9 protein-coding genes are annotated in these 12,693 nt (G+C 42.4%); 4 read left to right on the top strand and 5 right to left on the bottom strand.

What is annotated here, in order from left to right; translation table 11 throughout:
* Nucleotides 1-283 precede the first annotated feature (283 nt).
* From BCU91_RS12410 to BCU91_RS12400, 3 genes are all read right to left on the bottom strand, one after another.
* Complete coding sequence (locus BCU91_RS12410; protein WP_102519968.1) at nucleotides 284-1,423, bottom strand: DUF917 domain-containing protein; 1,140 nt, start codon at nucleotides 1,421-1,423, stop codon at nucleotides 284-286.
* 112 nt (nucleotides 1,424-1,535) lie between these two features.
* Entirely contained in the window at nucleotides 1,536-2,924 is a 1,389-nt protein-coding gene (locus BCU91_RS12405; RefSeq protein WP_102476437.1) for a cytosine permease, read from the bottom strand.
* A gap of 64 nt (nucleotides 2,925-2,988) precedes the next feature.
* Complete coding sequence (locus BCU91_RS12400) at nucleotides 2,989-5,142, bottom strand: TonB-dependent receptor (RefSeq protein WP_102531587.1); 2,154 nt, start codon at nucleotides 5,140-5,142, stop codon at nucleotides 2,989-2,991.
* Between the two features lie 229 nt (nucleotides 5,143-5,371).
* Between BCU91_RS12400 and BCU91_RS12395 the strand changes: the two genes are divergently transcribed.
* A complete protein-coding gene (locus BCU91_RS12395) occupies nucleotides 5,372-5,899 on the top strand; it encodes an Lrp/AsnC family transcriptional regulator (RefSeq protein WP_102437084.1) in 528 nt (175 codons plus the stop codon).
* A 122-nt stretch (nucleotides 5,900-6,021) separates the two neighbouring features.
* Here the strand turns inward: BCU91_RS12395 and BCU91_RS12390 are convergent, their stop codons facing one another.
* The gene (locus BCU91_RS12390; protein ID WP_102531586.1) at nucleotides 6,022-7,383 is read right to left on the bottom strand and encodes a leucyl aminopeptidase family protein; all 1,362 of its coding nucleotides are present in this window, start codon (nucleotides 7,381-7,383) and stop codon (nucleotides 6,022-6,024) included.
* A gap of 272 nt (nucleotides 7,384-7,655) precedes the next feature.
* Nucleotides 7,656-8,051: a hypothetical protein gene (locus BCU91_RS12385; protein WP_102437087.1), complete on the bottom strand. Its 396-nt coding sequence runs from the start codon at nucleotides 8,049-8,051 to the stop codon at nucleotides 7,656-7,658.
* A gap of 669 nt (nucleotides 8,052-8,720) precedes the next feature.
* On the opposite strand from BCU91_RS12385, the gene BCU91_RS12380 reads away from it, so the two are divergent.
* The 3 genes from BCU91_RS12380 to BCU91_RS20285 all read left to right on the top strand — a co-directional run bounded on the left by BCU91_RS12380 (nucleotide 8,721) and on the right by BCU91_RS20285 (nucleotide 12,665).
* Nucleotides 8,721-9,887 (top strand): N(5)-(carboxyethyl)ornithine synthase, encoded by a 1,167-nt coding sequence (locus BCU91_RS12380; RefSeq protein WP_102519970.1) that lies wholly within the window; start codon nucleotides 8,721-8,723, stop codon nucleotides 9,885-9,887.
* Nucleotides 9,888-10,149: 262 nt separating this feature from the next.
* The gene (locus BCU91_RS12375; protein ID WP_102531585.1) at nucleotides 10,150-12,333 is read left to right on the top strand and encodes an OsmC domain/YcaO domain-containing protein; all 2,184 of its coding nucleotides are present in this window, start codon (nucleotides 10,150-10,152) and stop codon (nucleotides 12,331-12,333) included.
* A gap of 185 nt (nucleotides 12,334-12,518) precedes the next feature.
* Nucleotides 12,519-12,665: a hypothetical protein gene (locus BCU91_RS20285; protein ID WP_157936287.1), complete on the top strand. Its 147-nt coding sequence runs from the start codon at nucleotides 12,519-12,521 to the stop codon at nucleotides 12,663-12,665.
* Nucleotides 12,666-12,693 lie beyond the last annotated feature (28 nt).

Genomic DNA, 12,693 nt, shown 5'->3' with positions numbered 1-12,693 from the left:
AGGAAATGCTTATCAATCAGTGAACGTTTTTGTACAGCTCAATAGACAGAAAAACATCTAAATCACCTTTAACTAGCAGGCAAAGTAGCAGAAAGTGGAAGATCAATTTGTCAGTGGCATTATTGCTTGGTAACAGTGGCAGTAATTGTGGTTATTGCTCTATTAAATGAACCTAATGATGGTTAAATGAATAGGTTCATTTCGCATATTTTCTATTTAGTTTTTATTTATGAGCATTTAAGCACTTAATTTAGCTAGAAATTAATTTAACCTGTTTAAGCATTTAGTCATGGTTTTCAAAATGAGTCGCTTGCAAAAAATGACGCTCTACCGCAGCTTGGTAGGGCGCATCTATGCCTACGTAAGCGGGACCAAAAGCCTGTAAGCCTTTTTCGGTGACAAACTCTTTTGGTGCTGGCAGTACTATAACGGCAACATTGACGCCATAACTGACATTGGGGTTAGTGATAGGGCTATTGCTATCCATGTCTAGGCAGCAAATTAAATCAGGAATAGTGACATCAACAACGCCATTTAAGCGACTGACTAAATTCTCATTTTTTACTTCAATATGGTAACGGTCATTGAGATGTTGGCCTGTGCCTTCAATAAATATGTCTCCAAGAGTGAAACCGTCTTGGGTTTTAAATTGATATTTGGCAATCGAGCCTCTAAAGGCCACATAGCCACCACCATGGCTGGCAATGGCATCGGCGATATCTTGGTTGTTTTCTTTGGCTAACCGGTAGGCTTTACCTATTTCAAGTGACTTAGATATGGTGCCTTTAATCACCGCATCTTTAACCTGCTCAATGGGCATCGCATGATCGATAGCAGCAATGTCGTTACGGCTTATCATCGATAAGGCTCTTACCACGTTTTCGGCGCGTAAATCATCAATAACATTTTCACAAATAAAGCATTCGCCAAACTCGTTGGCGGTGACAATGGGCGCAGCAGGGATGTTATTGAAATAGTAGGTTGAATGGGTTATTTCAGGTACCGCACGACCTGCCACATCGGCGTCAATAATATAGCCATTAGCCATGGCGGCCACGTAAAACGAAATAGCGGTATTTGAGCCGCCTAATTCACAGCAAATGGTGCCATAAAACTCATCGCCAGTGTATTTTTCTAACCGTCTAAATGCGGTCATAATCGAGGAGCTGCTGCTTTTAGGTAAGCGGGTATATTGCTGTTCTTCTTCAGGTGTCATTGGTGATAATGCCCCTAGCATATAGGGGGTGCAAATCTTTTTGCCCTGGGGCACATCATCAACACTAACAAGCTTAAATGTCTTACCTTCAGCCAGTGCTTTATCAATATAGTAAAAGCCTTCATCTAGCTCACCGCCACCGCCTGTGCCTAATATAGCGCAGCCGTGCAAGATATCTGATAGGTCAACTCTTGTTAGTGTTTTCATAAATAATAGCTCTTAAACTTAAACTTTTTATGGTGTTGATCTTATGCCAACGCTGCAAAATTTGTGTTCCATTTGTGCCGCGAAGCAAAAACATTCCTATGTATTTACTGGCTTAAGCAATGGATTTTTTTGCAAAAGCTTGCATCAATAAATAGTAGGTTGGCGCGGTGACTAAAATGGCGTCGCATACTTCAATACCTGTGATGGTGATTAGGCCATGATTGGTCAGCATTGAGGTTGCAATTCCCACAGCCCAGGCGATAACGGCAAGGTAATTAACCGCCGCAACTTGGCTTAATTCACTTAACAGGTAAGATTGTTTATTACGTACGATGAAAAAATCCACCACATAAATCGCCGCAACAGGGGTGAAGATAATCGATAGGCTAAATAAGAAGTCAGTAAAATTAGCCAGTAAATTAAATGAAGCGATAATCGTGCCTAATACGCCTGAAACCACGATGATTTTCCATTCTTTCCAGCTAATATTTATGGCGTTAAAACCCAGCGCGGCGCTGTATAAATTGACCACGTTGGTGACCCAGCTCGACATGATGAGCAAGATAAACGCTAAAGTGCCGATGCCTAATGTGAGCATGACAGCCAGAATATCACTTTGTTGCACCGCAATACCTGCCATGGCTGCAGCGATATAAACGAAGCTGTTGAGTACTAAAAATGGCAGAAATGAAGCGATAATGGTGTCATTGGTGGTTTTTGCAAACCGGCTAAAGTCAGGCATTAATACCACGCTGACAATAAAACTGCCGACAACGGCTGATACCGCTTCACCAAAGGTGAGTTCAATGCTGTTAAACTGAGTAACTGCATCTGGGGCGATGACATAACCGACACTTTTATAGAGCATATAAGCCACTAACATAAATAGAATCGGCACGAATAAACTGGACAGCTTTTCAATCAGCTTAAAGCCCCAAATAGTGGTGAGGGTAATTAACATTCCGGCTGATACTTCTAATAGCCACAATGGCACTGTCACAGTAAATAACTGTTGAAACAGGGCTTGAGAGACTTCGCTAAACAGATTGATGTTAACCCCATACCAACCCAGTAAAGATAATACAAACGCAAGGCTGAGCAGGTTTGCTCCTTTGCGGCCAAAGACAAATTTCATGGTCATGCATGAGGTTAGGCGGTTGTGCATGCCAACTAAGCCAGTGACAGTGCCAAGTACTGACAAAATAATGCCGCCAATAATAAAGGCGTAAATACTTTGGCTAAGGCCTAACGCGCCGCCAAGCTCAAGCCCGGTGATTAGACCCGGCACGGCAAATGCCAATCCACCGTTTATCATGCCAATGCGCACGCCGCCGACGGTTTTATCTTGCGGCACGGGGCGAGTGGCATAATCATCAAATAGATCATTGTTTGCACTATTTTTAGAGCTATATTCAGAGCTATATTCAGAGCTTGGCTTAGGGCTGTGTTCTTGGTTGTTTCTTGCGCAGTATTCAGCGCTAGGTGTCAGACGGTTAGGCATAAGTTCTACTTGTAAAAATAGGCCCCTAATCTAGAGGCCTGTATGGGAGTGACGATGTCTTGCCTTAGAAATTATAAATCGCTTCGATACCATATGTTCTCGGTTTATTAGGCATGCGGGCTAAATTGGTTACGCCATCACCATAAAAGAAGATATCTTCAATGGTGCGCTCGTCAGTTAAGTTATTGACATATAGCTGCACTGTCCAATCGTCAGACTTCAAACCGACCCCAGCATTAATTGAGGTGAAGGTTGACGAAGTAACATGTGGGATTTCAATATCAAAATATTGTGGCCCTTGCACCTGAATATCAGCTCGAGATACCAGTGACCAGTTTAAGCTAATAGGGAAATAATGATCTGCAGATAAACTATAAGTATATTCTGGCACCCATACTTGTGATTCACCTTCAAGCTCAGGTCTATCTGTAAACTCTTTTATTTCTGAGTCAATATAACCTGCATTAAAACGTACATTGAGGTTTTCTGTCGCAGCCCAGCCTAATTCGATTTCAGCGCCTTTAGTGAGCACGTCATCAATGGCGAGGTTTTCAAGGGTAAAGCTGTCGACATTAAATTGGGTAATTTGTGCATCAGATTGGGAGATGACAAATAACGCGCCGTTTAAGGTTACTTTATTTGAGAATAGGGTGGTTTTAAAACCCGCTTCGTAGCTGTCAGACACTTCCTGATTGTAAACACGGTTTATGCCTTCTGCGGGCTCGTTAAAGCCGCCACTTCTAAAACCTTTTGAATAACCGGTATAAAGCAGTAACTCCTCATTCATTTGATAAGCTAAAGTCACCTTAGGTTGCCATTGGCTAAAGGTGTCCTCTGCAAACGTATCAACAGGGAAGTTAGGGTCGTAAGACTCACGTTTGTCGCTATCAAAACGTAGCGCTGCCGTTAATTCTAACTTGTCAGTAATGTCGTAGTTAATTTGACCTGATAATGCCCAGGCTTTGCTGCTGTTTTTATCGGCGATGGTTAGATACATCATCTCATCGGTAAAATCGTCTCTGTCTAGCGGCACATCGCCTAAGAAGTCGTCAAAGAAGTTAATGGTGTTGTCACGTTTCTTGTCTTGATAGAAAGCTGACACTGCCCATCTTAAATCCTGATCACTTTGAGAAGTAAAGCGTGATTCAACCGTCAGTGATTTCACATCAAATAAGCCTTCAGTGCCAAAAGGGGCACGGAAAAAATCATCTTCATCAATAAAGGTCGGGTCGGCGGAGTAATCGCCATCGTAAAAGTGTTTGTTTTCAGAGCTACTGTAAGCAGTGATAAAGTCAAAGGTACCTAAGTCATAATGCTGGGTAAGTTTGGCGCTGACTTCATATACATCACGTTGGTCGTTATTACGGATGTTTTGCGAGGTGCCAATATCAAAGTCTTCCGCGCTGTCTTCAGTGACGCCTTGATAATAAGCAAAGCCGGCATCGCTGGTGGTGTAACGGCCGCGCAGGTTTAAACTGGTGTCGTCTGTGAGATCAAATTCAAGCTGGGCAAACACTGAGTCTTCTGAAAAGTAATCTGCTGGCTCATCTAAAAACACATTATCAATTAAGCCATCAGAGTTTTTGGTATAACCGCCAACACGGAAAAATGCGCTGCTGTCATCATTAAGCGCGCCCGATACCACGCCATTTAAATTATAGGTATTGCCGTTACCGTATGAGCCTTTAATGGTGCCTTCTAACTCTTCGGTTGGTTTTTTGGTGGTGACAATCACTGCGCCGCCAATGGCGCCTTTACCGTAAAGTGCACCCTGTGCACCGCGCATGACTTCAATACGCTCAATGTCGACTAAATCTTGGTTAATAAATTCTAAATCGGGTGCGGTGACCCCATCAACCACAAAAGCCAGCGGCGCATCGCCCACTTGCGGGGTAATTAAGCCGCGGATAGTGATACGGGCAAGGCCTGGTCTGAAGTTGTCCAACTGGCTTAAATTAGGCGTGAGATCGGCAACATCTCTGAAATTTTCAATACGCTGGTTTTGGATCATATCAGCACTAAACGCGGTTACCGAGTCTGGTACATTCTGTAAGGTTTCTACACGGCCACGAGCACTAATCTCGATGCGCTCTATTCCGCTAGTGGCTTCAACAGTTTGTGGCTCATTGTTCTCAGCGTGGGCTGAACTAACAAGCGATAAACCCACCGCAGTGGCTAATATTGATTTTGCGAAAAAACGACGATTAGTATGACTCATATTTTGGCCCTCATAGGCTTCCTTGCATAAATATGTAGTTATTATGCATTTGTGTGATCCGTTATAACCATTGTGGGACTTTGGCAGAAAATAATATTTTGTAATGCAGCAAAAATGCAGTAAAAATTTGTCGCTTTGAGAGGAAACACGGGACATTTTGCAAATTAATCATGGATAATCCACTATAGGTAGCGAAAACCATAGATAAAATAACACTAGGTTTCTGAAAATGAAAAAGAAAGTAAAGATTGATAGTTACAACAAAAAAATATTGGCGACCCTACATCTTGAGGGGGATTTGACCAATATTGAATTAGCTGAAAAAGTAAACCTTTCACCTAGTGCTTGTTTTCAGCGAGTTAAATCGTTAAAAGAAGCCGGCTATTTCAGAACCTTTCATGCGGATGTGAATTTAGAGCAGATTTGTGAGCACGTGATGGCCTATGTGGAGTTTACCTTAACCGATAACACAGCACCGTCGCGGCGACGCTTTGTTAGTGCTATTCAAGATATTCCAGAATTTATGGATTGCATGCAGCTTGCTGGTGATGTGGATTATATGTCGTTAAGTTGCTTTCCCAATATCAAAAAACTCAATGAGATCTGTACCGAGCTTTCAGACAGATCAGAGCTAAGTATCAAAAATATTAAGACCCGTATCGTACTTGAACGCAGTAAGTGGTTTTTAGGCTATCCGTTATCAAGTTTGAAGTGGTTAGATGATAATGGTCAAGATGTAGACCGTGGCGCTGAGTAAGCTTAATAGCTATGCAGTGATTTTTTGTTTGCTATATAAAACAGTGATAAAAGTATCATGGTTTTAATAAAGAAAAGGCCTGTATCGACAGGCCTTTTCGCTAATGAGGTTTTGGGCTTAGTTTACTTATCAAATCGATTTTGCAGGTAATCAAATACCGCACGAATACCAAAAGCTTCACCACCCACAGGACGACCCGGTAATTTACGGTTATTCCATGCCATCACATCGAAGTGACTCCAGCTAATATCTTTATCAACAAAGGCCTCAAGATAAAGTGCTGCGGTAATTGCGCCGCCAAATGGAGTTTTGCCGCAGTTGGCTAAGTCAGCAATATCACTACAGGTTAAGTCATAATAAGGTTTATGCAGTGGCATGCGCCAAACTGGGTCGTCTACAGATAAACCCGATGCGGTAATATCGGCGGCCACTTGGTCATCGTTACTAAAGAACCCCGGCAGCTCGGTGCCTAAAGCAACTCGCATAGCCCCTGTTAAGGTGGCAAAATCAATCATTAGCTCAGGTTTGTCGTTATTGGCTTCAGCAAGGGCATCACACAATACTAAGCGGCCTTCGGCGTCAGTATTATCAATTTCAACGGTCAGCCCTTTGCGGGTAGTAATCACATCACCGGGCCTAAAGGCATTGGCTGAAACGGCATTTTCAACCGCAGGAACCAATACCCGCAGACGAATAGGTAAGTTGCTCGCCATAATCAATTGCGCTAAACCAATAACATGCGCTGCGCCGCCCATGTCTTTTTTCATAAAGCGCATGCCGGCGCCGGGTTTTAAATCAAGGCCACCAGAGTCAAAACACACACCTTTACCTACTAGGGTCACTTTAGGAGCCGATTCATCACCCCAAGTTAAGTCGATTAAGCGCGGAACATTTGCGCTGGCGCGGCCAACCATATGAATGGTCGGGTAGTTTTGCTCAAGTAGTTCATCACCGACAATTTGGTTGAGCTTAGCGCCAAATTCTGTCGCCATGGCGCTCATGGTCTCAGCTAAGTGTTGCGGCATCATATCGGCGGCGGGTGTGTTAACCAAGTCACGGACTAATGACACTGAGCGGATGAACTTATTAGCTTCATCAGCTTGCGCACTAGTCGGCACAATAAGCTGTGGAATTTGCTTGTCGCTTTTTTTGTAGCGATCGAACTGATACGCCCCTAAACCCCAACTAAATGCGGCGGTTTTTATCTGCTTGTCATCCGCGTTTAATTGGTATTGACCTGCGGGCAGTTGATTAACCAGATCGCCACACAGCCAATAAGAGTCATCTTGGTTACTCACAAAAATAACTTCAGCTAACTCACCTTCGGTATTAGGAATTAAGCTCATGCCTTTACCTGAAAACTGGGTGGTGGTGAGCCAGTTAGTAACATTTTTAGACTGCTTATCGCGCCACTGTGCAAATGTTTCGCTATTGAAAATAGACAGGGGAATGCCTGAAACACCTGAAATAATGATATTGCTCATAGTAGGACTCGTTGATTGCGATGAGTTTAAGGATATCCCTAAGAGTATCAGGCTGATTTGATTCTAGAAAGCATAGAGATGGTTTTAGTGTGCTTGTTTGCTGCAATAGATGACTATAGTGGAATGGCGCGACTGAAATAGGCGGTTATGAGCTGAGGTTACGACTACTTTTTGGCAAAGTTATTAGGATTGCTAAAAAATAACCGTGGTAGTTGCTTATTAGTTTAGCTACTGGCTATTGTCACTTATCAGTTAGGCTGTGGCTATTTGGGTTAACTGGTTTTGTTAATGGCGTTTTTTCGAGCATTGGCTTTGCGTTCGGACATATTATTGAATGAGCTTGGCAGCACGTCAACGCCTACCATTTTGCCGAGTTTTAATACCAAAGGAATAGTAATAGGGGCAAAAGGTAACACCGCGAAAACCCCTAAGCCCAAACCTTTGAGTAAGTCGGCAAATTGTTTATTGGCTTCGGCTAATTCATCCTTGTTGGCTTGCTTGCAGGTATAGCGTTTATAAGTCACCAGCATGGCTTTGGTTTCTTGCTTTTCTTGGGCTAAGGCCTGTTTTACCACCAACATATCCAGTTTTACACGTAGCCAAATGCGCCGTCTTCCAATACGGATAACGCGAATAGGGGCCTTGTGTAATAGCTGGTAGATACTCATGGGCGCGATTGTCGCATAGTGGCTGTAGTTAACCTATTTATTAAAGTGAATAGTTACATTTAGCTGATCTCGATGAGATCAGTGTAGTTGTTTTTAAGCATAATCTAATAATATAGACTGACTTTTTTAAAGATTATGCAAAAGTAGGCCAATTTAGCTGGCTTGACTTATCTTGTTTAAATGCGAGCTTATATTTAGCAGCCGCGGTTTTAACAGGACTAAAGCTGCGCATTTTAACTTTAGCGGGCTAATTTATGCTAAAGTAAGGCGCTTATCTTTTTTATCTTCTTCGGTAAATAGACAACCTCATCTTGTGCTATATGAGTTTTCAAAAGCGTTAGCAATGATTAATTCATTAAGTGCTCACACTGCTAGTTATATGAACTTCCCATAATTCTGTAGCTAAAACCTTCGTAGTGGATAAATGAGTATGCAATAAATTTCCCCTTCAAATATTGACACTTTATCGTCTGCGACGCTTTTTTAAGCTCGGTCACCGTAAAGTTCTTCCATTTATAAAACTCTATGTTAATTAGGCCGCGTTGTTTACGACTGTCGCATTAACCAGAGCAGATCCCACCTCTAATCATTAGAGCAACTGGCCATTGGCAAAATAAACATTCGTGTATGCAGTCACATAGATCCATTGATATAACAAGGAACGATGACATGAACACGTTAAAAGTAGGAGTCATAGGGACTTCAAGAAAAGTAGACGAAAAACGCTTTCCCATTCACCCAGGACATTTACTGCGCATTCCGCAAGCGCTTCGAAAGCAACTCATATTTGAGCAAGGTTATGGCGAACCCTTTGGGATCTCAGATGCTGAAATTGCTGCATTAACTGGCGGTATTGCCACGCGTCATGAGTTACTGGCAAATATTGGTACGGTAATTATTGCCAAGCCGGTGTTAGAAGATTTACAAGAGCTGCGTGAAGGCGGCACTTTATGGGGTTATGTACATTGTGTGCAGCAGCAAGATATTACTCAAGCAGCGCTAGATCGCAAACAAACCCTAATTGCTTTTGAAGATATGTTTATTTGGTCGGCAACGGGGCAAATGGGTCGTCATACTTTTTATAAAAATAATGAAATGGCTGGTTATTGTGCGGTGCTACACTCATTACAACTTAAAGGCATTGATGGCCACTATGGCGATCAACGTAAGACGATTATTTTTGGCTTTGGCGCCGTGAGTCGCGGCGCGATTTACGCCCTTAAAGCCCATGGTTTTAAAGACATTACCATTTGTATTCAGCGACCTGAAGAGCAAGTGCGTGAAGAAGTATTAGATTGTAACTATGTCCGTATTCGCGCAGGCGAGACGGGCGAAGCCCGAATGATGGTGGTTGAGCATGATGGCAGTAGCAGGCCATTAACAGAGCTCATCAGTGAAGCCGATATTATCGTTAACGGCACTTTTCAAAACACTGCCAAGCCAACTAATTTCGTGATCGAATCTGAAGCAGAGTGCCTAAAACCCCATAGTTTGATCATTGATGTCAGTTGCGATGAAAAAATGGGCTTCTTTTTTGCTAAGCCGACCACATTTAAACAGCCAATGTTTAACTATAAAACGGTGGATTATTATGCGGTGGATCATACCCCGACTTACCTTTGGGAAAGTGCTACTCGGTCGATTTCAGCAGCGCTGATTGTGTATTTACCTGCAGTGCTAGCAGGGCAGAGCGCTTGGCAGCAAAATGAAACCATTCGCCAAGCGATAAACATTGAAGAGGGCGTTGTTTTAAATGAGGCGATTTTATCGTTTCAGCACCGTGAGGCAGAGTACCCTTACAAGATTAAAGATATTGAATTAAGCCTCGCCGTTTAACTATGGTCATTTAACTATAGTCATTTAACTATGGCAGATGTCATAAATAAATCTATATGTCGACTTAATCAGCAATAACTTAGCTGGTCATGTGCAAGCATGGCCAATGCTAAGCCTTTGATTATTGTTTAATGCAGGGGAAATTTTTCAGCTAATTAAGCAATAGTGACAATTAACCCAAGACTATTGCGCTAAAAACACCGATAATTCACCTCATTAGATATACCCGCCAATTTACAGCGCACGACTCTGGAACTATTCAATGGAAATCAAAGTTAATTTTCTCGACAACTTAAGACTTGAAGCCAAGTTTGACGACTTTACTGTTACTGCCGATCAGCCTATTCGCTACAAAGGTGATGGGTCAGCGCCAAGTCCGTTTGATTACTTCTTAGCGTCGTCAGCGCTGTGTGCGGCTTACTTTATCAAGGTGTATTGTAAAGCCCGTGATATTCCTACGGAAAATATCAAGCTATCACAAAACAACATTGTTGATCCTGAAGATCGTTATAACCAGATTTTTCAGATCCAAGTTGAATTACCAGATGATATTTCTGAAAAAGATCGTACCGGTATTTTACGTTCTATCGACCGCTGCACGGTTAAAAAAGTGGTGCAAACCGGCCCTGAATTTAAAATCGAAACCGTTGATGATTTAGCCGCTGACGCCAATGCCATGCTAATGGGTCAACCTGAAGGCGATACCAGCACCTACATCATAGGTAAAGACTTACCCCTTGAAGAAACCATCACCAACATGACTGCCATGCTAGCAGAGCTGGGGATGAAGATTGAAATTTCTTCATGGCGTAACATTGTGCCGAATGTGTGGTCACTGCATATTCGTGATGCAGCATCACCAGCCTGTTTTACTAATGGTAAAGGCGCGACGAAAGAGAGTGCGCTGTGCTCTGCATTAGGTGAATTCATTGAACGTTTAAACTGTAACTTCTTTTATAACGACCAGTTCTTTGGCGAAGAGATAGCTAATAGCGAGTTTGTGCATTATCCCAATGAAACATGGTTTGAGTTAGAAGAAGATGACTCGCTGCCAAGCGGCATTTTAGATGACTACTGTTTAGAGATTTATAATCCAGATGGTGAGTTAGCCGGTTCAAATCTGATAGATACCAACTCAGGTAACTTTGAGCGTGGTATTTGTACCATTCCTTATACTCGTCACTCAGATGGCGAAGTGGTTAATATCCCGTCTAACTTAATCGAGAACTTATTTTTAAGTAACGGCATGAGCGCGGGTAATAACCTAGCTGAAGCCAAGGTGCAGTGTTTATCTGAAATCTTTGAACGCGCGGTTAAACGCCAAATCATCGAGCAAGAAATTGTCCTGCCAGATGTGCCAATGGCTGTACTTGAAAAGTACCCAAGCATAGTAGCGGGTATTAAAGGTTTAGAAGAACAAGGCTTCCCTGTTGTGGTTAAAGATGCCTCACTCGGTGGTCAATTCCCTGTAATGTGTGTCACCTTGATGAACCCTAAAACTGGCGGCGTATTTGCTTCATTTGGCGCCCATCCGAGTCTTGAAGTGGCGCTTGAGCGCAGCCTGACAGAATTATTGCAAGGTCGAAGCTTTGAAGGCTTGAACGATGTGCCAAAGCCGACGTTCAATAGCATGACAGTGACAGAGCCTGAAAACTTTGTTGAGCACTTTATTGACTCTACAGGTGTTATCTCGTGGCGTTTCTTTAGCAGCAATCATGATTATGATTTCTGCGAATGGGATTTCTCTGGTACTACGGAAGAAGAAACTGAAAGCTTATTTGGCATCTTAGCGGATATTGGCAAAGAAGCTTATATTGCTGAGTTTGACCAATTAGGCGCAGCGGTTTGCCGTATCTTGGTGCCTGATTACTCAGAAGTGTATCCAGTTGAAGATCTTATTTGGGACAACACCAATAAAGCGCTGGATTACCGTGAAGAGATTTTAAACCTGCATGTGTTAACCCAAGAGCAGTTAACTGATTTAGTTGAGCGCTTAGAAGAAAGCCAACTGGATAATCAAACCGATATACCAACCTTAATTGGTATCGTGTTTGACGAAAACACCCCTTGGGGACAGTTAACCATCATCGAGCTTAAAATCTTAATCTATCTTGCGATAGGCAGACTTGAAGATGCGATGGATTATGTTGGTGAGTTTTTACAATACAACGACAATACAGTTGAGCGCGGCTTGTTCTATCAAGCGGTTAATGCGGTATTAGAAGTCACCTTGGGTGACGATTTAGCGCTTGAGCACTTTATCAATAACTTCAACCGTATGTTTGGTGAAGACAATATGAAAAACGTTGTTGGCAGTGTCACTGGTGAGGTGAAGTTCTTTGGTTTGACTCAAACCAGCATGAAGCTTGAAGGTATCGAGCCGCACCTTAGATTGATTGAAAGCTATAAAAAACTGCATCAAGCACGGGCGAATGCCGCTAAATAACGAATACAGTTAAAACCAATTTAACAAAGCCCATTTCATGATGGGCTTTGTTGTTTTTGTCATTTGTATAAAGGTAATAGCATTTATCAATAACACTATATGAGCTCATTCTGTTAACTTATGGCTGAAATATGATTGAGATAAATCGTATCAGTCAGTTAAAAGTGAAGGCTAAAGGAACTTAGATGGCAACATTATTTAGGCTATTAATGATTATCACCGCAGCGTTAGCAATTACCATCTTAGTCATTTTTGTGATGTCTACTTTAGTGGGTTTGGGCGTTCCAGAGCATGCAAATAATACCTTTGGCTATCTCATTTCAACTTGCTAGTTAATGTATTCGCATAATCGTTATTTTA

Origin of the sequence: Shewanella sp. 10N.286.52.B9, from assembly GCF_002873635.1 — a bacterium.
Classification (GTDB): Bacteria; Pseudomonadota; Gammaproteobacteria; order Enterobacterales; family Shewanellaceae; genus Shewanella.
The sequence above is the reverse complement of the archived record's forward strand: the minus strand, read 5'-3'. Positions and strand labels throughout refer to the sequence as shown.